Annotated in this window: 16 protein-coding genes and 1 pseudogene; 8 read left to right on the top strand and 9 right to left on the bottom strand. The window is 67.0% G+C overall.

What is annotated here, in order from left to right; all coding sequences use genetic code 11:
* Positions 1–24: 24 nt before the first annotated feature.
* Both E6W39_RS02525 and E6W39_RS02520 read right to left on the bottom strand, forming a co-directional pair.
* On the bottom strand, positions 25–897 hold the full coding sequence (locus E6W39_RS02525; RefSeq protein ID WP_181799057.1) for an SMODS domain-containing nucleotidyltransferase: 873 nt from the start codon (positions 895–897) through the stop codon (positions 25–27).
* A gap of 7 nt (positions 898–904) precedes the next feature.
* Positions 905–1444, bottom strand: coding sequence for an SLATT domain-containing protein (locus E6W39_RS02520; protein WP_141632050.1), 540 nt, complete (start codon positions 1442–1444; stop codon positions 905–907).
* 280 nt (positions 1445–1724) lie between these two features.
* Between E6W39_RS02520 and E6W39_RS40855 the strand changes: the two genes are divergently transcribed.
* On the top strand, positions 1725–1901 hold the full coding sequence (locus E6W39_RS40855) for a SpoIIE family protein phosphatase (RefSeq protein ID WP_323808978.1): 177 nt from the start codon (positions 1725–1727) through the stop codon (positions 1899–1901).
* 9 nt (positions 1902–1910) lie between these two features.
* On the opposite strand, the gene E6W39_RS02510 is transcribed toward E6W39_RS40855, so the two are convergent.
* Together E6W39_RS02510 and E6W39_RS02505 are read right to left on the bottom strand one after the other, a co-directional pair.
* Complete coding sequence (locus E6W39_RS02510; protein ID WP_141632048.1) at positions 1911–3356, bottom strand: NF041680 family putative transposase; 1446 nt, start codon at positions 3354–3356, stop codon at positions 1911–1913.
* Between the two features lie 137 nt (positions 3357–3493).
* A complete protein-coding gene (locus tag E6W39_RS02505) occupies positions 3494–4939 on the bottom strand; it encodes an NF041680 family putative transposase (RefSeq protein ID WP_141632048.1) in 1446 nt (481 codons plus the stop codon).
* 398 nt (positions 4940–5337) lie between these two features.
* Between E6W39_RS02505 and E6W39_RS02500 the strand changes: the two genes are divergently transcribed.
* Positions 5338–6120 (top strand): IS5 family transposase, encoded by a 783-nt coding sequence (locus E6W39_RS02500; RefSeq protein ID WP_141632047.1) that lies wholly within the window; start codon positions 5338–5340, stop codon positions 6118–6120.
* Between the two features lie 60 nt (positions 6121–6180).
* Here the strand turns inward: E6W39_RS02500 and E6W39_RS02495 are convergent, their stop codons facing one another.
* Both E6W39_RS02495 and E6W39_RS02490 read right to left on the bottom strand, forming a co-directional pair.
* The gene (locus E6W39_RS02495; RefSeq protein ID WP_141632046.1) at positions 6181–7005 is read right to left on the bottom strand and encodes an HAD family hydrolase; all 825 of its coding nucleotides are present in this window, start codon (positions 7003–7005) and stop codon (positions 6181–6183) included.
* On the bottom strand, positions 7002–7553 hold the full coding sequence (locus tag E6W39_RS02490) for a hypothetical protein (RefSeq protein WP_141632045.1): 552 nt from the start codon (positions 7551–7553) through the stop codon (positions 7002–7004). The genes E6W39_RS02495 and E6W39_RS02490 overlap by 4 nt, the downstream gene beginning before the upstream one ends.
* Positions 7554–7794: 241 nt before the next feature.
* On the opposite strand from E6W39_RS02490, the pseudogene E6W39_RS02485 reads away from it, so the two are divergent.
* From E6W39_RS02485 to E6W39_RS02470, 4 genes and pseudogenes are all read left to right on the top strand, one after another.
* Positions 7795–9251: pseudogene (locus E6W39_RS02485) on the top strand (NF041680 family putative transposase).
* 1132 nt (positions 9252–10383) lie between these two features.
* Positions 10384–13269, top strand: a complete 2886-nt coding sequence (locus E6W39_RS02480) for a CHAT domain-containing protein (RefSeq protein WP_181799055.1) — start codon at positions 10384–10386, stop codon at positions 13267–13269.
* On the top strand, positions 13266–13805 hold the full coding sequence (locus tag E6W39_RS02475; protein WP_141632043.1) for a hypothetical protein: 540 nt from the start codon (positions 13266–13268) through the stop codon (positions 13803–13805). The genes E6W39_RS02480 and E6W39_RS02475 overlap by 4 nt, the downstream gene beginning before the upstream one ends.
* Positions 13806–13812: 7 nt before the next feature.
* Positions 13813–14898 (top strand): hypothetical protein, encoded by a 1086-nt coding sequence (locus E6W39_RS02470; RefSeq protein WP_141632042.1) that lies wholly within the window; start codon positions 13813–13815, stop codon positions 14896–14898.
* Positions 14899–15016: 118 nt separating this feature from the next.
* Here the strand turns inward: E6W39_RS02470 and E6W39_RS43940 are convergent, their stop codons facing one another.
* On the bottom strand, positions 15017–15319 hold the full coding sequence (locus E6W39_RS43940) for a DUF6624 domain-containing protein (RefSeq protein ID WP_407658354.1): 303 nt from the start codon (positions 15317–15319) through the stop codon (positions 15017–15019).
* A 189-nt stretch (positions 15320–15508) separates the two neighbouring features.
* On the opposite strand from E6W39_RS43940, the gene E6W39_RS02460 reads away from it, so the two are divergent.
* Both E6W39_RS02460 and E6W39_RS02455 read left to right on the top strand, forming a co-directional pair.
* Positions 15509–16912 carry an IS1380 family transposase gene (locus tag E6W39_RS02460; RefSeq protein WP_323808977.1) on the top strand — a complete coding sequence of 468 codons (1404 nt, stop codon included), beginning with the start codon at positions 15509–15511 and terminating at the stop codon, positions 16910–16912.
* Positions 16913–18180: 1268 nt separating this feature from the next.
* A complete protein-coding gene (locus tag E6W39_RS02455) occupies positions 18181–18372 on the top strand; it encodes a helix-turn-helix transcriptional regulator (RefSeq protein ID WP_141632039.1) in 192 nt (63 codons plus the stop codon).
* 52 nt (positions 18373–18424) lie between these two features.
* Here E6W39_RS02455 and E6W39_RS02450 read toward each other — a convergent pair whose 3' ends face one another.
* Positions 18425–19579, bottom strand: a complete 1155-nt coding sequence (locus E6W39_RS02450; RefSeq protein ID WP_228717920.1) for a tyrosine-type recombinase/integrase — start codon at positions 19577–19579, stop codon at positions 18425–18427.
* Positions 19518–20018 carry a PI-PLC domain-containing protein gene (locus E6W39_RS02445; RefSeq protein ID WP_141632038.1) on the bottom strand — a complete coding sequence of 167 codons (501 nt, stop codon included), beginning with the start codon at positions 20016–20018 and terminating at the stop codon, positions 19518–19520. The genes E6W39_RS02450 and E6W39_RS02445 overlap by 62 nt, the downstream gene beginning before the upstream one ends.
* Between the last annotated feature and the right edge of the window lie 180 nt (positions 20019–20198).

The following is a 20198-nucleotide window of genomic DNA, read 5'->3' as shown; positions in this document are numbered from 1 at the left end:
GCCTGGTGGTGCGGAACGTTGAGGTCAGCGACTGGGGAACCGCCCGTTGAAGACCAGGTTCCACCACTCGAAGGCATTCGACTGGCTCCCTGCTTCCTGGGCGTTGAGGGCCTTCCTAGCTCGTGTGGCGGCCGTGTTGAGGTTGGACAGCGCGGTGGCGTACGTGGCGTCGCTGGAGCAGGGGGAAAACCGGCTTGCCTTCCCGGTGGGGTCGTTCATTTGTGCCAGCTTGATCTTGTTTAGCCATTCCAGGAACCTGCAGAGGTCGGTCGCTGGGTCGAAGTACGTCTGCACATCCATGTACTCGGCGGCGCGCATCTCCAGGTAGAAGGAGGAGACCGGGACGGCGTTGTAGTACTTCCAGGCCTTGGCAAGGCGGGCCAGCTTCTTCGCGCCGTTGTTGAGGCCGGCCTTCTGGTTCACGGCGGTGACGTAGTCCAGGTGCGCGGTCGGGGCCGCGCTCATCCAACCGCTGGATGCTCCCGGGATGTCGTAGACCGGCGTGTCCGCTGTTGGGGAAGTGCGGAAGGCGGGAAGGACTTCCCAGGTTTCGGTGCCGCCGCTGAACAGCACGACCACTGTCGGGCGGCGGATCACGACAGTGGTGTTCCAGAAGGTAGTGCTCAGAGCGTTCTTCACCCAGCCGAGGGCAGTGTCGGAGCTTCCGGGCCGGGAACCGCCGATGCTGGCCAGCAGATCGACATCGCAGTGCCCGCGGATACCGGTCCCGTGGGTGAACGACCCAGTCTCACGGAAGCGCTGGATGTTGAACGAGGCAGCTCCCTGCAAGGAGGCCTCCACACTGGCGCGGTGGTCGGCTTTTGCCTTCCTGTCCGTCTCTAGCGGAACGAGGCGATCCAGGAGGATGGGAAAGGCCTGGGACACGGTGAGTGCCATTGCTGCTCTACCGCTCTGCTGGTGGGGTGGTGTCGATAGCGTAGGTCTGCCCGCCGCTGTCGAGATTGGCCTGTGCCCGCTTGTATGCCCGCTTGTTGGGCGGCTCCGCGGTCTTGTTCTGCTCGTCACGCCGGGCGGTGAGTTCGGCCAGGGCGTTGCGGGCGTCGTCCAGCGGCCAGTCGGGGAGATCCACCTCCCGGGCCTGCCGAGCGGCGGTCTGGATCTCCAGGTAGGCGTTTGCGGCCGCGGCGGCCTGGTTCATCCGGTGGGAGGCATTGATGGTGGTGAGGATGGCGCCGAACCCTGCCGAGGCGAGTGCCAGGATGCCGGCGGGGATGCGGCCGGTGGTGGAGACGAGGGCTGTGGCGCCTGAGACGGCCGCTAGGACGGCAGTTGGCAGGCCCAGGCTGAGGTTCACGCCCCGCCACTGCTTCGTGAGCTCGAACTGCATCTGAGCGCTGTACATGGCGCTCTCTTCGAGCCTGTTGAGCTCGTCTTCGATCGCCTTTCGGCGTCTGGCCTCGGATGGGCCGTCAGGTTCTGCCATGGGAACCAGGGTAGTGGTGAGGACCGACACCAGTGATGGGCTGTTTAACGGTTCGCGAGGCGCTTGAGGCCCTGGACCGATCGGGCCTGGTGGTGCGCCCTGGGGGTCAAGGGGTCGCATCAGCAGGCGGTGAATCCCTGCACTCACGTTGTGCCCACAAACGGGCTGAATAGTGCTCTGACCTGCTGTGATCCCTTGTCATGGCGACAAGTGCGTCGGACGCGAGGCCGGACTCGGTTCCCTGCGGCCGGTGGTCGCGCGGGCTCTGGGCTCAGAACGTGTGCTGGACGACCACCTCGGCCGGCAGCTTGATCCGAACGTCATCGAACTATCCAGTGCCCGCACCGCCCTGGTCGTTGGCGACGTTCCCGGCCGCAGCATCGACGCTGCCGCCCGTGCCGGACGGTTGCGCACCGAGGTGCGTACTCTGGCAGGCATGGGACTGCCCCTGGACTAAGCTTGGCGTTTAACCTCGCTGGGCCTGGTGCTCCTTGATCGACTCGGCCCGTTTGACGGTCTTGCCGACGTCGTGGCGCTTGGCCCGGTGCTTGTTCTTCGAGCCGGGTGGCCGTCCCGGTCCGGGACGGGACGGTTTCGGTGCGGCGGCCGGGCGGGCCGTCATCGCGCGGACGTTGCGAAACCCCCGCCTCACCCGGGCGGGGGTGAGACGGCGCGGCTCGGCCGGGCGTTCCCAAGGGCGGCGAAGGTCCTCGGCGAGCGGTCGGGCGAGGCGGAGCTGGGTGTGGGCGGCGATGATGAGCCAGGTCCACAGGTCGGCACTATCCGCGTGGCGGACCTTCGGGGCGGTCCAACCGAGTGTCTGCTTCATCAGCCGGAACGTGTGCTCCAGGTCGAAGCGTCGAAGGAACGACTGCCACCAGCGGTCCACGGCCACGGCCGTCGCGCCGGCGGCCGAGCACCACAGCCAGACCGGCTTCGGTTCGCGGTCGCCCGGCAGGTACTCGACTTTCAGGCGGATCAACGTGCCGTGCAGGACGGGTAGTTCCTCCTCCGCGTGGTCGAGCCACGGGCCACGGTGGGCGAGCCTGGGGTGCATCCGGTCCCAGGCTGTCGCCTCGGCCTTGCCGTAGCGGGTGGTGTCCGTGGCCGTGGTGACGTCGGGTTCGTGCCAGGTGTCGGGCTTGGCGAAGGTGAGGACGCCGCCGTGCTTGCGGGGCCGGCCGCCCTTCGGGCCGGAGCGGGCGGGGCCGGCGTCGCGGAGCATGACGCGGTCCGAGCGCAGGCGTCCGACCAGCACCACGGGCAGGTCGGCCAGGGCGTGGGAGAGGTAGGCGACGTCGTAGCCGGCGTCCATCGTGATCAGGATCTCGGGATCGCCGTTGTGCCACTGCTTGCTTTCCATCAATCGCCCGACCACGTCGCGCAGTTGAATAGCGGTGACGCCGGTGGCGTCGTCTGCGGGACCAAGGCGAACGGCGTCCAGCAGCGCGACCCAGGAGGTGCGGCCGGACTCCAGGGCGGCGACGAAGGAGTACGGCCAGCCCGGCACGAACTGGTCCGTCGAGCGGTCGCCGCGGCCGTAGACATGGCAGAACAGCCGCTCGTTGCTGGTGGGGGCGTCGGGGCGCAGCCAGTTGCTGACGTCGACGGCCAGGACGATCCGCCCGTCGGCGGCCTTCGGCAGCGGCAAGTCGGTCAGGGCGCGGCGCAGGCGGGCCGGCTCGGCCCAGCCCCGGTCCAGGGCCTGGTACAGGGCGCCGTGCCCGCGTCGGTGCTCTGCCGCGAGCGACAGCTCGACCAGTGTCTTCACCGGCCCGTCCGTGCACAGGACCGCGTCCGTGAGCTCGAAGAGCGCGTCCGGGCGGGCGTACAGGGATTCGTAGAACTCAACCCGAAAGCGGGACAGGACGTCCAATGCCTCGCCTGTGGCCGCGTGGACGGGGAGACTCATAGGCAGCGGCCGTTCTCTCGTGCTTCGTGACTCGACATCTCGAAGCGTGAAGAACGGCCGCGTCGCGTGCCCGCAGAACCCATGGATCTCAGCCGGTCGAGTGACCAGCGAGGTTAACGCCAAGCTAAGCTTGGCGTTTAACCTCGCTGGGCCTGGTGCTCCTTGATCGACTCGGCCCGTTTGACGGTCTTGCCGACGTCGTGGCGCTTGGCCCGGTGCTTGTTCTTCGAGCCGGGTGGCCGTCCCGGTCCGGGACGGGACGGTTTCGGTGCGGCGGCCGGGCGGGCCGTCATCGCGCGGACGTTGCGAAACCCCCGCCTCACCCGGGCGGGGGTGAGACGGCGCGGCTCGGCCGGGCGTTCCCAAGGGCGGCGAAGGTCCTCGGCGAGCGGTCGGGCGAGGCGGAGCTGGGTGTGGGCGGCGATGATGAGCCAGGTCCACAGGTCGGCACTATCCGCGTGGCGGACCTTCGGGGCGGTCCAACCGAGTGTCTGCTTCATCAGCCGGAACGTGTGCTCCAGGTCGAAGCGTCGAAGGAACGACTGCCACCAGCGGTCCACGGCCACGGCCGTCGCGCCGGCGGCCGAGCACCACAGCCAGACCGGCTTCGGTTCGCGGTCGCCCGGCAGGTACTCGACTTTCAGGCGGATCAACGTGCCGTGCAGGACGGGTAGTTCCTCCTCCGCGTGGTCGAGCCACGGGCCACGGTGGGCGAGCCTGGGGTGCATCCGGTCCCAGGCTGTCGCCTCGGCCTTGCCGTAGCGGGTGGTGTCCGTGGCCGTGGTGACGTCGGGTTCGTGCCAGGTGTCGGGCTTGGCGAAGGTGAGGACGCCGCCGTGCTTGCGGGGCCGGCCGCCCTTCGGGCCGGAGCGGGCGGGGCCGGCGTCGCGGAGCATGACGCGGTCCGAGCGCAGGCGTCCGACCAGCACCACGGGCAGGTCGGCCAGGGCGTGGGAGAGGTAGGCGACGTCGTAGCCGGCGTCCATCGTGATCAGGATCTCGGGATCGCCGTTGTGCCACTGCTTGCTTTCCATCAATCGCCCGACCACGTCGCGCAGTTGAATAGCGGTGACGCCGGTGGCGTCGTCTGCGGGACCAAGGCGAACGGCGTCCAGCAGCGCGACCCAGGAGGTGCGGCCGGACTCCAGGGCGGCGACGAAGGAGTACGGCCAGCCCGGCACGAACTGGTCCGTCGAGCGGTCGCCGCGGCCGTAGACATGGCAGAACAGCCGCTCGTTGCTGGTGGGGGCGTCGGGGCGCAGCCAGTTGCTGACGTCGACGGCCAGGACGATCCGCCCGTCGGCGGCCTTCGGCAGCGGCAAGTCGGTCAGGGCGCGGCGCAGGCGGGCCGGCTCGGCCCAGCCCCGGTCCAGGGCCTGGTACAGGGCGCCGTGCCCGCGTCGGTGCTCTGCCGCGAGCGACAGCTCGACCAGTGTCTTCACCGGCCCGTCCGTGCACAGGACCGCGTCCGTGAGCTCGAAGAGCGCGTCCGGGCGGGCGTACAGGGATTCGTAGAACTCAACCCGAAAGCGGGACAGGACGTCCAATGCCTCGCCTGTGGCCGCGTGGACGGGGAGACTCATAGGCAGCGGCCGTTCTCTCGTGCTTCGTGACTCGACATCTCGAAGCGTGAAGAACGGCCGCGTCGCGTGCCCGCAGAACCCATGGATCTCAGCCGGTCGAGTGACCAGCGAGGTTAAACGCCAAGCTAAGAAGCTGTTGTCGTACCGATCATGGTGGACATCGGTTCGAGTGTGGCGACTCTGTCGGGTGATCTCTCGCTTGTGCGCGTATGAAGGCAGGGCCTCCAGTTCAGCTCATGGTTGTCGAAGCCGGAGCACACCAGGAGGCCCTGTTCATGCAGTCTTACGCTCTCGTGCGCGTGGAGTCCAACTGGGCTGCCCCATCGTGTGATTGCCTCGCTCACCGGTTCGGGAACGCGGGTGATCGCCCTGGACGTGCACCGCGCTATCCGTCGGACATGACGGACGCGGAATGGGCCCTCGTGCGCGACTGTCTGCCGGTGCCACTGTGGCTGGAGGGGCGCGGCGGGCAGCCGGAGGGGTACTGCCACCGACAGATGTTGGACGCTGTTCGCTATCTGGTGGCGGGCGGCATCACCTGGCGAGCGATGCCGGGCGACTTCCCGGCGTGGGACCGCGTCTACGCCTTCGCGCGGCGGTGGCGTGTGAAGGGCTTGCTCGCGGAACTGCACGACCGGTTGCGCGGCCTGGTCCGCGAGGAGGCTGGCCGCGATCCGGAGCCGACCGCGGCGGTGATCGACGCGCAGTCACTGCGGGCGGCGGCCACGGTGCCGGCGGCCACCCGCGGCTACGACGGGGCCAAGAAGGTGCCGGGGCGCAAGCGGCACATCGTGGTCGACTGCCTGGGGCTGCTGCTGGCCGTGATGGTCACCGCGGCGAACGTGACGGACCGGGACGCCGCGATGCCGCTGCTGGAACGTGTCCGGGCCCGCTATCGCAGGATCGTCCTGGTGTGGGCCGACGGCGGCTACGCGGGTCGCCTGGTCGGCTGGGCGAAGCAGCAACTGGGGCTCGCTCTGGAGATCGTCAAGCGCAGCGACGACGTCTCGGGGTTCGTGGTGCTGCCCAGACGCTGGGTGGTGGAACGCACGCTGAGCCGGCTGATGCGCTCGCGGCGCCTGGTGCGCGACTACGAGACGCTGCCCGCCGTGCATGAGCAGATGGTGCTGTGGTCGATGACGATGCTCATGAGCCGCCGGCTGGCCCGGCGGCGAGCGTGAACCGTCCCGGGGTGGGTTCGGGCCTTCACCCGTGAAGGCCCGAACCCACGATCGAGGGCGTCATACAGCACGATCTGGTTCGCGGAACGGTTGAGGATCCGCAGCACGCGATGCCCACGTGGCGTCCCGGCTCCCCCCGGACACATACACGCCGAATACAGAGGTATCGAGATCCTTGAGGGACTCCAGTACCAGAGTGGCAATCGCAAAGCGAGGATCGCAGCGATCAGCGGCCTCGGGAACGGCGACGACCGTCATCTGGGCTGACACGCCAGCGAGGACGCCGTTGAGCGAGTCCTCGATCACAATGCATTCGTCGGGTGACGCGCCGAGGGCGGCGGCTGCGCGGAGATAGGCGCCCGGGTGGGGTTTGCCGTGTTCGTCGTCTTCGGCCGAAAACACGGCATCGAAAGATCGGTCAAGGCCGGTGCTCGCGAGCGCATGCCGAATCACCGACTCCGGCGAAGATGACACGACGGCCATCGCCCTCGATGCACTCGCGCACGCCGCGACGGCGTGTTCGGCGCCGGGTTTCAGCGCCACTCCCTCCAGCCCACGGCACACGGCGGCCACGATCTGCTGCTCGACGTCGTCGGGGTCGGCTTGAATGGTGGCCCGATCGAACCAGTAGGCCACCATGTCCCTTTGCCGCAGCCCGCGCGTCGCCGCCTGCACCTCCGTTGTGAGGTGCAGGCCAAGCGGACCGAACACTTCACGCTTTGCCGCGTCCCAGATCGGCTCGGAGTCGATCAAAAGGCCGTCTAGGTCGAATAGGACAATCGGTTGCATCGGTTGCTCTTTCGTTGGCGATCCCGCGAGGACGAGACCGATTCGCTGCCCCGCCGTGCATGAGCAGATGGTGCTGTGGTCGATGACGATACTCATGAGCCGCCGGCTGGCCCGGCGGCGAGCGTGAACCGTCCCGGGGTGGGCTCGTCGGCCCAGCCCCGGTCGGCCAGCCGCTTCATCTTGGACCGAACTCCTTCCACACTTGCCGGAACCGGCTCCAGTCCGAGTACAGCAGTGATCTCCTGACAGGACATCACTGGCTTCCCGCCGGATGCTTGTTCGGTGAGCGTGGCGAGGATGCGCTGATAGTGGGGAGCGAGCGCGTCCATGGAAAGCGCGGGACGCCACACCGGGACGATCGAGCCCGATCGCGCGGCCCTCGGTAGGGGAACCTCGGCGGGCGCGTTCGTCGCGGGCTCCGACCCGGAAGACTCACCGGCTCCCGGGCCAGCTTCACCTGCCTGTCCGGGCCGCGGCCCGGACAGAACCTCGCCAACGCGCTGCCGGGCGATCAGCCACTCGTGCCAGGCCGTCTCCGCTTCGGCGAGCTCAGCGAGTACCCGGTCCGCCACCTCCCGAAGCTCCTCCACGCGCTCACGCGCGGCCAGCTCCCGCTCCTCCAGGAGACCCACCACCGACGCCATCCCGGCACCTCCACCAACGAGACAACCCAACGGCCCGAGCATGCCTCGCCATGCCGGCATCATGCCTGAACTGCGGAAACCCGCCGATCAAGTTCGGTACGACAACGGCTTCTAAACTTGGCGTTTAACCTCGCTGGTCACTCGACCGGCTGAGATCCATGGGTTCTGCGGGCACGCGACGCGGCCGTTCTTCACGCTTCGAGATGTCGAGTCACGAAGCACGAGAGAACGGCCGCTGCCTATGAGTCTCCCCGTCCACGCGGCCACAGGCGAGGCATTGGACGTCCTGTCCCGCTTTCGGGTTGAGTTCTACGAATCCCTGTACGCCCGCCCGGACGCGCTCTTCGAGCTCACGGACGCGGTCCTGTGCACGGACGGGCCGGTGAAGACACTGGTCGAGCTGTCGCTCGCGGCAGAGCACCGACGCGGGCACGGCGCCCTGTACCAGGCCCTGGACCGGGGCTGGACCGGGGCTGGGCCGAGCCGGCCCGCCTGCGCCGCGCCCTGACCGACTTGCCGCTGCCGAAGGCCGCCGACGGGCGGATCGTCCTGGCCGTCGACGTCAGCAACTGGCTGCGCCCCGACGCCCCCACCAGCAACGAGCGGCTGTTCTGCCATGTCTACGGCCGCGGCGACCGCTCGACGGACCAGTTCGTGCCGGGCTGGCCGTACTCCTTCGTCGCCGCCCTGGAGTCCGGCCGCACCTCCTGGGTCGCGCTGCTGGACGCCGTTCGCCTTGGTCCCGCAGACGACGCCACCGGCGTCACCGCTATTCAACTGCGCGACGTGGTCGGGCGATTGATGGAAAGCAAGCAGTGGCACAACGGCGATCCCGAGATCCTGATCACGATGGACGCCGGCTACGACGTCGCCTACCTCTCCCACGCCCTGGCCGACCTGCCCGTGGTGCTGGTCGGACGCCTGCGCTCGGACCGCGTCATGCTCCGCGACGCCGGCCCCGCCCGCTCCGGCCCGAAGGGCGGCCGGCCCCGCAAGCACGGCGGCGTCCTCACCTTCGCCAAGCCCGACACCTGGCACGAACCCGACGTCACCACGGCCACGGACACCACCCGCTACGGCAAGGCCGAGGCGACAGCCTGGGACCGGATGCACCCCAGGCTCGCCCACCGTGGCCCGTGGCTCGACCACGCGGAGGAGGAACTACCCGTCCTGCACGGCACGTTGATCCGCCTGAAAGTCGAGTACCTGCCGGGCGACCGCGAACCGAAGCCGGTCTGGCTGTGGTGCTCGGCCGCCGGCGCGACGGCCGTGGCCGTGGACCGCTGGTGGCAGTCGTTCCTTCGACGCTTCGACCTGGAGCACACGTTCCGGCTGATGAAGCAGACACTCGGTTGGACCGCCCCGAAGGTCCGCCACGCGGATAGTGCCGACCTGTGGACCTGGCTCATCATCGCCGCCCACACCCAGCTCCGCCTCGCCCGACCGCTCGCCGAGGACCTTCGCCGCCCTTGGGAACGCCCGGCCGAGCCGCGCCGTCTCACCCCCGCCCGGGTGAGGCGGGGGTTTCGCAACGTCCGCGCGATGACGGCCCGCCCGGCCGCCGCACCGAAACCGTCCCGTCCCGGACCGGGACGGCCACCCGGCTCGAAGAACAAGCACCGGGCCAAGCGCCACGACGTCGGCAAGACCGTCAAACGGGCCGAGTCGATCAAGGAGCACCAGGCCCAGCGAGGTTAAACGCCAAGCTAAATCCTCGCCCACCTTGACGACACCGTCTCCGGCGGAGCCCATCCCGCATAGGACACGGGCGAGCCCACGTCTGGGATCGGTGCCAACTGCCCCTTCGCGGTTTACGGCCCGGTCACGGCACCACCACGCGGCCAGCGCCGGACATCTGCCGCTGGCCGTCGTCAGGCCAGGCTGGCCCCGCCGCTCTCGCCGACATGCCGGTGGGGCCATCGCTAGGACTTGGCGGCCTGCCCTTCGAACCCACAGACATCGCACTGGAAGACGCCAGCGTCCTGGCCCTGTTCAGCAACCGCCTCCTCCAACATCGGCGCCTCGACCTCGACTCCTGCCTCGGTAGGCTGTGCTCGGCATTGAAGGGGCCCCTGGCAACCTGCGAACGTGCCCGCACGACCGTCGCGACGCCCTGGCTACAGGTCCCCCTGACGACGACGCCGTCCTACCCCTCGCCCGCTCCCGCATCCTGGCCCCGACCAGCTCGCCACCTGGAGCCTGCCCTCCGACCTGGCCATCGTCTCCCCGGCCCGCCCCCCGGGCAGGTCGCCAACTGGAGGCAGGGAGCCTCACGGACCTCGCGCTCGCCACTGAACTGATCGTCAGCGAACTGGTTACCAACACGATCTGCTACGGCCGCAGCCCGATCCAGCTACGCCTCATCCACGACCGCGCTTGACCTGTGAGGTCTCCGAGCCTTCCAGCGCCTCGTCCTATCTGCGGCTGGCCGATGCCAACGATGAGGGCGGTCGCGGACTGTTCATGATCGCCCAATTGGCAAACGCCTGGGATACCCGTTGCATCCCGACCGGCAAGACGATCTGGGCCGAACAGGCCATGCAGCCTGACCCTCCTCGAACAGCGCTGGCCCCCACCACCCCTTCTGGCGCCGCCACGCGCAGCCCCGGACCGCCCCCGCACACCAGACTGGCCGTGCTGTAGACCGGATGGCGCAGGCTTAGGGTGGTCTTAGGAGGTAATGGAGGAGCTACGTCGGCGCCTTTATTTTGGCGTGCGATCCAACTGCCATGCTGAGGAAGTTACTCACATGGATGAGCCATACAGTGTTGCACGGTGGATGTCAGGGGAACTGGGCCATGATGGGCTGCCGCGTCACAGGAACCGGTGGGTGAAGGGGTACCTCCAGAAGGGCGGCCCTGTCAGTTGGCGTCTGGCCGTCTATGACCATCTCATTGCCTTGCTCCGCCCGACATATGGCGTTGGTGGTGGAACCTCGAAGCCGGACTGCAGCGGCTGGGTGTGGCTGCTCAACGATGCCGGTCACGCGGCGTTCGAGCTTCATGAGCGCGATCGTGCCATTTCACTCTTCGATGAAGCATGGAACTCTCGGGCGGTGCTACGGCTCGATGCGCTTGAGGGTGCGAAGGCGGTCGCACACACCGCGTTGCAATACGAGATGGTGGCAGGCTATCTCCCGGACCTTGAGCAGCGTGGAGACTGCATTGAGGTCGCCCTGCCTCGGCTGGCAGAGGCCCGCCGGATGCTCCTCCGACACGTACCCAATTTAAGCCTGAGATCCCTGTTTCTTGCGATCGGTGTCGGTGTGGGCGAGTGCTGGAGAAACCTCCGCAAACTGGAGCGAGTCGGTTGGCTGAAATCGGCTGATAACTGCCTGACAGCCTACCGGCTTGTGGAAAGTGACTTGGAGGAAGCCAGGAGTGGGGCGTCGGTCGAATTTCAGCCCGGTGATAACGACTACGAGTCCCTGCCTCACAACAAGGTCGTGCGATACCTGCTGGATTCTGCCGGTGCCGCGGAGATCTTCGGCGAGTACGAGCTAGCCTCCACCTGCGCGCGCAAAGCCATGACTCTCATCACGAGCGACGATGACGAAGAAAGGATGAGAGCCCGACTGCAACTCATCCGGCTGGAGCGTGATCGAACGGCCAGAGTCGACGGGTATGAGCAATTACTGCGGGGTACGGAATTCGGCAATCGAGGCACCTGGCCGAGGTTGGGAAGCAAGATCGGCAAGCAACTCGCCGATGCCGCAAGTGACGTGAGCAAAACCCTCGATCATCTCGAGCGTCCTACCGCCTCGTGGTTCTGGTCCCGGCTCTCCAACGAGTGGAGACCGGGCGTCTCAACAGCCCCCGTGGCCGCCAGGCGTGACCGAACACGCCCAGCATCACGCCGCGCCGCGTCCGGTACACCCGACGCGCTCAGCAACTCGCACATTGGCGAGCTGGAGCACAAGCTCCGTAGTGAGCACGTTCCGGGCCTTGTGCACGTTCTTCTGGACGCCTGCCATGACGTGAACGCGGTTCAGTCCGAACCTGCTCTCCTTGATGAGCTCTGCGCGGTGGATCACTGGCGGCCACCGCACCGGGGCTGGCGCGTAGACCGACTGCCGGTCTGTCAGTGCACATCGGCGGCCGATGTCAAACGGGTGTGCCTGGAGATAGCCGACGAGTTCGCCCAGGGCTACGCTCCGCACTTTCGACCCGAGATTCTCAGTCGACTGGCCGCAACCCCCGGCCTCAACGCTGGGCAGTGCCATGCCGTGGCCCAGGAGGCATACCAGGTCTCACGTAAGGGCGGGCATTTCACTGAAGCGATCAGAGCGCAGCTGGCGTTGGTTCGTTCTCATCACCAACCCGAAAGCCCGGGCAAGGTCGAGGGCGTGATCGGGTCGGCGGCTGCGGCGTGCAACGTCGTGCGTGACTCACTGGCAGTGGCTCGCGGGACAGCCGACTTGATCGATGTCGCGCATAGCCTGACCACCCCATGCGCCCGTATCGCCGGTCTCCTGGCTTCCCAGGGGTACGACGAGTGGGCTTTCAACGCCGCGCACGCGCCGATCGGTGCGCTGATTGAAGCATTCACCCAGAACCCCGACCTGGTCAAGGAATTCGAGCTGGCCGAGGGGCGGCAGCGCGGCGGTACATCGCATGTGGAGGAGTGGCTGTTCGACATGATGCTGGCGCGCGTGACGACGGAACCCGTTTCTCCTCCCACCCGAGCCCCGGCCAGTCCTGCTGAGGTCGCCGCGCGCTTCGGGCCTCGCGTCACCTTCGTGCAGCTTCTGGATACACGTCAACATGGTGCCTGGGCGCTGGGTGCGGGGGTGACCGACGGGAGCAGCAGGTACTGGTCCTCCCGTATCGACGTCCCCTTGTCATGGCTCAAGAAGATCCGCGAAGACATTACCAACCGGATAACCGCTAGGGGGAGCCAGGAATCCTTGATCGATGATCTGAAAGACCTGCACAACAAAGCGGTGGCCCCATGGCTTGACCAGGTCGCAGGCGCGGAAATCATCGTATTGATCCTCCATCGAGACTTCGCCGGACTTCCGATCCATGCGGCTCTCGGTCCAGGCGGCTACATGGTGGAGAAATTCCGAGTTGGCTACCTTCCCAATCTCGACTTGCCGCCTCCCAGTCCGGGAGTCCTGGAATCCGCATTTCTTGGGGGATGGCATCACGGCATTCACGCACGCGACGAGGTGGATTCCCTGGAACCCTGGGTAGAGAATCTGGGTTTCACCGTGACAAAGCCTCGCCGGGCCGCCGAGGGCCATCACTTGATACTCGATCGGGACCGCGAGTGGGGAATTATCCACATCGTGGCAGACTGCGATTTTCAGCAATGGCCACTTTCGTCCACCTCCAGACTGAATCTCACGAAAGACGTTTCGGTGAGTGCCTATGAGTGGTTGCACTGGGGATGCCGGGCATCGCTGGCCTTCCTCAACGCGTGCTCTTCCGGCCTGCAGATCCCGCATGCCGGTGACCTCAATGGATTCCCCCTCGCCTTGCGCGTAAGAGGGGTTACCGCCGAGATCTCCTGCTCTGCGCCAGTGCGCTCTGGGGCAGCCCACAATTTTGCCAAAGAATTCTACAGCAGGCTAGCGGAATGCGACACTCTCTCGGCCTACCAGGGCGCTCAACGTGCCATCCTGAGGGGATGTTCCCCAGTGAATTGGATCCAATACCTCCATGTTGGATTCCCGGTCTTCCTGAACCTGCGCACCGCGGAGGTGGCATTATGAACGCGCCGAATGCAGAGCGTCTGGGAGATAAGCCACTGGAAGAAGCTACTCGAGTACCCGCGGAGACTGCAATTCGCGAGGTGGCCGCCCATGGTATGGGAGACCGCTGGATCGTAATCGTGGACGAGATGAACAAGCCGCTGGCAGCTGTGCGCTCCGAAGCGCTGCCGGAGAATCCAGAAGGCCGTCCAATCTCGTCTATTCTGGCCGATCTTCCACCGATGATTCTGGCCCCAGCTGATTCACGCGTAGATGAATTGCTTCCATTGGCCGCGGAACTGACGCCCGGTTCGGTCGTCATCGTGGAGGACGACGACAATCTTCGCATCTGGTCCGATCCACATCTGGACCCACTTCGCGGGAGTGACGCTCACCTGCCGGGGCCGTATCCCAGAGTTCCGTTGCTCCTCAAGGTATGCCGGTATGGCGGCGTCTTCAGACACTGCGGACATCCGCAGAGGTTCGTAGTGAAGCCGCAGCCGATGCCTGACTGTCCAGACCCGAAGAACCTCGGCCCCCACCCGTTCAGGTGGTGAGGACGCCGTGAGCACGGTCGGCACGCTCCTGGACAAGACCAGTGGCTGGCTGGACGGCCCGCTCGTCACGACGATCCTGCTTCCGGTGCTCACATTCGGGGCCAGCGTCGGTGCCTTGATTGCGACACACATAGGATGGTCGGATGTTGACCACTGGTTGAACGGCCTGACAGGACTACGGCAAGTGCTTGTCGCCGGTGGCGCGCTCGCCGTGCTGCTCATTCTCGGCTGGTTCGTCGAGATTGCCATGCCGGCGGTCATCCAGGCATACGAGGGCTACTGGCCGGAGTGGCTCACGCCGCTCGCCAGATGGGGAGAGCGACGTCAGGCCAGGCGGCGGGACAAGCTTAGAGCGCTCCGCACCGACAGTGACTTCGCCCGCCTGCACCGCGAGTTCCCACCGCTATCCGAGGATTCTGAAGACGACTGGCCTCTGCTACCGACACGGCTCGGCAACGTCATGCTGGCCGCCGAGTGCTACCCCAACGACCGTTATGGAGTCGATGGGGTGTTCTTCTGGCCCCGACTGTATGGATTGCTACCAACCGCTCTGCTGACTCCTCTCAGCACCGCCCGAGCCAACCTGGAGCGGATGCTCGTGATCTCGTTGCTGTCGGCCCTCTTTTTCCTTGTCGCAGTGGTGTTCGCCGGTGTCGGCCTGCCGATCCAGATCTGGGCACCATGCTTGGTCGGCGCCGCGCTCCTCAGCTTCCTGGCGTACCGAGCCGCAGTCGCGGAAGCCATCGGATATGGGGAGTTGATCCGTGCTGCCTTTGACACGCACAGAAGGAAGCTGCTGGCCGCGATAGGGCCGAAGCCTTCGACATCGCGAGAGAGCAACTCATGGAGGACGCTTGGCCAGGTGCTCTACCGTGGCGAATCGGACCAGACGGATCTGCTCCACCTCGGTTCTGACGAGAACCAGCGGTGGATCAAAATCGCGGCTGGCGCCGCCGGCCTGCTGGTCGGCGGCCTGCTCGCTGTTTTTGGACTGAAGAGATCTCCCTTCCAGCGCTGGTCCCGGCGACTGCCAGCGGTCAGAGGCGTTGGCCCTGGCCGTCGAGAACATCATCGGCCGTGGCATCTCAGATAGGTCCGAATCAGGACTGTCACTCGGCGCATGTGTTCCGGTAGTCGGAGTCGGGCAGGTGCCCGGGTCGGCCCTGGCGAACTACCACGACGAGCACCTCACCTGGTGGTGACCCATAGGGTCACGCTCGAGCGCGCAGCCGCTCGACATAGGCCTCGAGCGACTCGAATCCCCACGCGGCCGGCTGCCCACCGACTCCGGCGGGCTCGACGATCGGAAGCGGGTCGGGTCGGCCGTCGGCCGACCACCCCAGCTGGGTGCCGAACACCTGAGGCACGCCGGCGGCGAGCCGTACGCGGTCTTCCAACAGCGCAGCGTGCTGCGAGTCGGCAGCCCCAGTTTGAGGCAGCGGCGAGCAGGTCGAGGAAGTATCGCGGGAAGCCCCGATCGTGGTCGGCGTGCTGGGCGAGCAGCCAGGCCGCAAGAGCTCCGTCCCAGCCGTTCATGGCGTGGTCCGGCCAACCGACGTCGGCGACCGTTGCCCGCAGCTAACCTGCGCGTTTCACTTGGGGCCCTGTCCGGATCATGAGCGGGAACGCGAAAGTGCCTTCTGCGCTGGGAAGATGAGGCTTGTCGAAGGTCTCTGTCAGCCCAGCGGGAAGGCACTTTCTACGTGCACACTACCGGGTCACGTCCCCGGCTCGTCGTCTCCGCCGACGGGCGCGGGGTCGTCAGCCACGCCGGATCCCGGCTGCTGGCCGATCTCGCCGACGCCACCGGCCTCACCCGCGCCTTCAGCGAGGCCCTGCGCCGGCTTCGTCCGCGCGGCACCGGCCACGATCCGGGCCGGATCGCGGTCGACCTGGCGGTGATGCTCGCCGACGGCGGCGAGGCCATCGCCGACCTGACCCTGCTGCGTGACCAGCCCGAAGTCTTCGGCCCCGTCGCCTCCACCCCGACCGCCTGGCGGCTGCTGGCCGGTATCGACCCCGCCGCGCTCAAAGCGTTGCGCGCGGCCCGCGCCGCCGCCCGCGAGATCGCCTGGCTGCAGGCCGGTGAGACCCGCCACGGCATCCCCGCTGCGCAAGCGGGCGGGCGCGAACTACCAGGCCTGGTCCTGGACATCGATGCCACTCTGGTCACCTGCCACTCCGAGAAGGAGAACGCGGCGCCGACCTACAAGCGCGGCTTCGGCTACCACCCGCTGCTGTGCTTCCTCGACAACACGGGCGAGGCCCTGGCAGGTGTGCTGCGGCCGGGCAACGCCGCCGCGAACACGGCCGCCGACCACATCGCCGTGCTCGACGCCGCGCTCGCCCAGATCCCCGACGCCCACCGCCACGGCACCGAGATCCTCGTCCGCGCCGACAGCGCCGGCTCCGCCAAAGCGTTCCTGGCCCACATTCGCGCCCTGCGCTCGCGCGGGATCCACGCGTCGTTCTCCGTCGGATGGTCCATCACCGAGCCGGTCCGCCGGGCGATCCGCCACCTGCCCGACCGTGTATGGCATCCCGCCCTCGAACAGGACGGCTCCCTGCGCGACGGCGCCGAGGTCGCCGAGCTGACCGGCCTGGTCAACCTGCCGGGCCTGCCCGAGGGCACCCGGATCATCGTCCGCCGTGAACGCCCGCACCCCGGCGCCCAGCTGTCTCTGTTCGACCTGGACGAGGGCATGCGCCACCAGATCCTCCTCACCGACACCCCCCACGGCCAGGGCTCCCTGCAACTGCTGGAGGTCCGCCACCGCGCGCACGCCCGTGTCGAGGACCGGATCCGTTGCGGCAAGACCACCGGATTCGGCCGCTTCCCCTCGCGTCACTTCGCCATCAACACCGCGTGGCTGGAGCTGTCCCTGACCGCCATCGACCTGCTTGCCTGGACTCAAGCCCTCCTGCTGGAGGGAGAGTTGGCCACAGCTGAGCCGAAGAAGCTCCGTTACCGGGTGCTCCACGCCGCCGCCCGCATCACCCGCGGCGCCCGCCGACTGCACCTGCGGATCGCCGCCACCTGGCCCTGGCGCCACGACCTCGCGCACGCATTCACCCGACTGCAGGCCCTGCCCCGGCCCGTCACCTGACCCGACACGACCACCCTGACCGCCCACGAACCGAGGACCTTGGAGACACCGGCCGCCGCGTCGGGCACTCGCCATGCCCAGCACCCGAACCTCGGCCCTCGGACCGCTGCCAACACCGTCAGCCCGACTCAGCCAACCCCAAGCGAAACGCGGAGGCTAAGCCGTATTCTCCCTGTCCACGGCCCGCCACCGCTCGAGAGCATCGGGGGAGCGCTCTTCTACCGGCACGAGGCGCACCTCCTGGTCGGCCTGCTGGCGGCGCAGCAGCTCCAGGCACAGCTCGTCGTCCCGTCGAACCGGGTGCTGCGCTGGCGACCTCGATCCGGGCGAAGACGTCGTGCCCGAGCCTGGGTGTCGGTCGGAAGGTCGAGCTCGTCGAGGGCGGCCTGGGTCGGCCAGCGGGTCGGGTGCTCCGGCACACCGTCGGGGGTAAATGGGCGGTCGACCACGCCGCCGAACAGGTAATCGCGGTGCAGGTGCTGCCCGGGGTAATCCAGCCGTTGTGCGGTGGCTCGAGCAGCGGTGGAGTGACGGCAGTCCCTTGCGTCGTGCCGCCGCGGCATCGCTGGCGTACATGGAGACTGTCCACGGCCTCACCAGTCCGCAGGGCGAGACTCTGGGGCAGTGCGCTGTTTCGTGGATCCGGGCTGGAGATACTTCGGCACCCTACGAGGCCGGATCGCGGACGGCTTGGAAGTAATCCGGCCGAAGCGCACTCAGCCCCTACGCGCTCTGTGGATTGCATCTAAGCGGTCTCATTCTATTGCCGATGTCCGGGTGAAGGGGTTATCGGCTGGCCGGCAATGCATTTTTGCAGTGGCATGAATAGTGCGGATACTTTGGCTGGGGTCGGCAGCTGGCTGCGCCAGGGCGGGGACGGAGAGGCGCTCTGGGACGTTGATCAACGCTACCGCGGGGGTGTGAGGCAAATCACTCCCGAACTCCCGCTTGCACGCTGCCTCTCACGCGCCTCTCACGGATTGGGCGTCATGAGGTGGCATCAAGCATCATGTGGGCTGGATGGGATAGGCCCTGACCTGCGCGATTCGGACTGGTGAACATTAGTCAGACGACTTTTCGATCGCTGGGGGTCAAGTGGTTCCAGTCTCAAGCTAGCTCCTCAGATGACTCTCAAGCTCCTGCGAATGGCCTGCTCGAAGCAGCCTTCAGTTGGGGTCTGTACCACGCGGCGGCGGTGCATCCAAACTATCCTCCGCCATCGATATTCGGGTTCCGCGAACTTCGGTTTGGCCGTACAGGAGGAGCCCGTGCCCGAGCAGTTCATGAATGTTAAGCAGACCGCCGAGTACCTGAATATGTCTGTCGCGTGGGTCTACCGTGAAGCCGCCGGCGTTGGCCTGGTGCCGTACCGGTTCGGGTCAGGGCGGAACGCCAAGCTGCAGTTCAAGATCTCGGAAGTCCAGGCGTGGGTGAAGCAGCAGAGGCTGCCTGCTGGGTGAGTTGACGAAAGCTGTGGGAAGGGCCAGCCCGGGGGCTGGCCCTTCCCACTCATCAGGCGGCCAGTCCGAGGTCGAGGACCTGGGCGGCGCGGCCGATGGAGCCGGGCATCAGGTGGCGGTAGACCTTGAAGGTGATGTCGACGCTGCGGTGACCCATCCACTCGGCGACGTCGGTGATCGGGATGCCGTTGGCGAGGCAGTTCGACGCGAAGAAGTGGCGCAGGCCGTACATGACCATGCCTTCGGGGATGTCGACCCGGCCGGACTTCCTGATTGTCTGCCACTGGCTCTCGAAGGTCCGCCCCTGTATCGGCCGTGTGATGTCCTTGGTGCGGCGGAGGAGGTAGCCGCCGACGGTCCCGTAGGTGTCGGCGTACCACTCGATGGTGCGCCGGGTGTAAGCAGGCAGCGGGACGTCTCGGTACTCGTCGTCCTTGCGGTGCTTCAGGCGCGCGAAAGACCCGGTGGTCTGATTGACCTGCTCGTGGACCCGATAGATGTCGTCCGCGACGATGTTCTTGACGTTGACGGCGTACGCTTCACCGTTGCGCAAGCCGCACCCACTCATGAGGTCGGCCACCACGCGGAACGCGTCGCTACCCGCGGTGCGGAGCTGCTTCACCTGGTCGACCGACGGGATCGCTGCCCGCTTGGGGTCGTACTGCGGCGGCTTGACGCCTTGGAGCGGGCTGTCCTCGTAGAGGCCGAGCCGGTGCGCGTCCAACAGGACCGCCTTCAACTTCTCGAAGGCGTTGGCCTGCGTGGCAAGGCCGGTACCGCTGCGCTCCATAGTCTGGATGAACGCCTCCACGACCTTGTGGTCGAACGTCCCCATTCGGCGGCTGGCGAACTCCGGGAGCAGATGGTTAGTCAGGAGGGAGTCGAGGTGCGCCAGTGAGCTCGGGTTGAGGTGTCGCTGGCCCTTCTTCCAGTCCGCGACGTACTCGGCGAACTGCATGCTCCCGTACTTCTGGATGCGCTCGGCCTTGCGCTGGCTCTGTGGCGCGTTCTTCCGCGCGTGGTAGATCTCGGCGAGGCGGGTCTTCGCCTTGGTCTGGTCGCTGAAGCCGCCTTCCTCGGTCTGGCGGCCGGCCGCGTTGCGGTAGCGGATCTTGTACTCGTGCGGGCACCTGCTCCACGCCGATTCAGGGTGCTCGCACTCCTTGAAGAAGGTGCCCATGCCGCGGACGAGCTTGATGGTTGCCATGATCGGTTCGCACTCCTCGGAGACTTGCTGACACTTTGCTGACTCCGAAGCGTGCACCAGGCCTCTGACCTGGGAGAAAACGCCAATCCCGTGATATCTGGAAGAACTGCGAGTGGTGGATCGCGAAGACGCCGTTGATCGCCCGGCAGCGCATGTCCAGGAAGCGGATTCCGGCGGTGAGTTGGTCGGGCACCGACAGGTTCTGGCACTGGACGAGCGGGCCGTCGTAGAGGGCGCAGGTGTCATGGGTGCCGGGGATGGTCAGCCGGGCCAGTGGTGCGCTGTCCGGCAGGGCGGCCAGCCAGTCGGCGCCGCCGGGCAATGAGGCGGCCCGGGCGGTGCCGAGAGCGCCGAGCCCGGCTAGCGCACCGGCCGCGCCGAGCACGACCGCCGAGCGGGTGAAGGTACGCCGACTGAGCTGAGGTCCGGTCAGATCCATGATGGAACTCCCTTGGTAGCCATGAAGGTTCGCCGATCCTGGCATGCACGTTATTGGGGGAGTGGAGCCCTGTGCCCAGGGGCGGGACGAACGCGGTTCACGGCCGGCTGAGGACGGCCGCTGACGTCCTCATGAATTCCTCATGGTGTCCCGGTCAGGCTTTCGGCCGCAGTAGTTGGC

This window comes from Kitasatospora acidiphila, from assembly GCF_006636205.1.
In the GTDB taxonomy this organism is placed as follows: Bacteria; Actinomycetota; Actinomycetes; order Streptomycetales; family Streptomycetaceae; genus Kitasatospora; species Kitasatospora acidiphila.
Note: the sequence above shows the minus strand (reverse complement) of the source record. Positions and strands in the feature narration are given on the sequence as shown.

Excerpts from the sequence above, each read along its gene's own strand:
- E6W39_RS02475 (WP_141632043.1), top strand. The coding sequence starts at position 13,266 with ATGAACGCGCCGAATGCAGAGCGTCTGGGAGATAAGCCACTGGAAGAA.
- E6W39_RS02450 (WP_228717920.1), bottom strand. The coding sequence starts at position 19,579 with ATGGCAACCATCAAGCTCGTCCGCGGCATGGGCACCTTCTTCAAGGAG.
- E6W39_RS02490 (WP_141632045.1), bottom strand. The coding sequence starts at position 7,553 with ATGGCGTCGGTGGTGGGTCTCCTGGAGGAGCGGGAGCTGGCCGCGCGT.
- E6W39_RS02500 (WP_141632047.1), top strand. The coding sequence starts at position 5,338 with ATGACGGACGCGGAATGGGCCCTCGTGCGCGACTGTCTGCCGGTGCCA.
- E6W39_RS02510 (WP_141632048.1), bottom strand. The coding sequence starts at position 3,356 with ATGAGTCTCCCCGTCCACGCGGCCACAGGCGAGGCATTGGACGTCCTG.
- E6W39_RS02505 (WP_141632048.1), bottom strand. The coding sequence starts at position 4,939 with ATGAGTCTCCCCGTCCACGCGGCCACAGGCGAGGCATTGGACGTCCTG.
- E6W39_RS02495 (WP_141632046.1), bottom strand. The coding sequence starts at position 7,005 with ATGAGTATCGTCATCGACCACAGCACCATCTGCTCATGCACGGCGGGG.
- E6W39_RS02445 (WP_141632038.1), bottom strand. The coding sequence starts at position 20,018 with ATGGATCTGACCGGACCTCAGCTCAGTCGGCGTACCTTCACCCGCTCG.
- E6W39_RS02525 (WP_181799057.1), bottom strand. The coding sequence starts at position 897 with ATGGCACTCACCGTGTCCCAGGCCTTTCCCATCCTCCTGGATCGCCTC.
- E6W39_RS02520 (WP_141632050.1), bottom strand. The coding sequence starts at position 1,444 with ATGGCAGAACCTGACGGCCCATCCGAGGCCAGACGCCGAAAGGCGATC.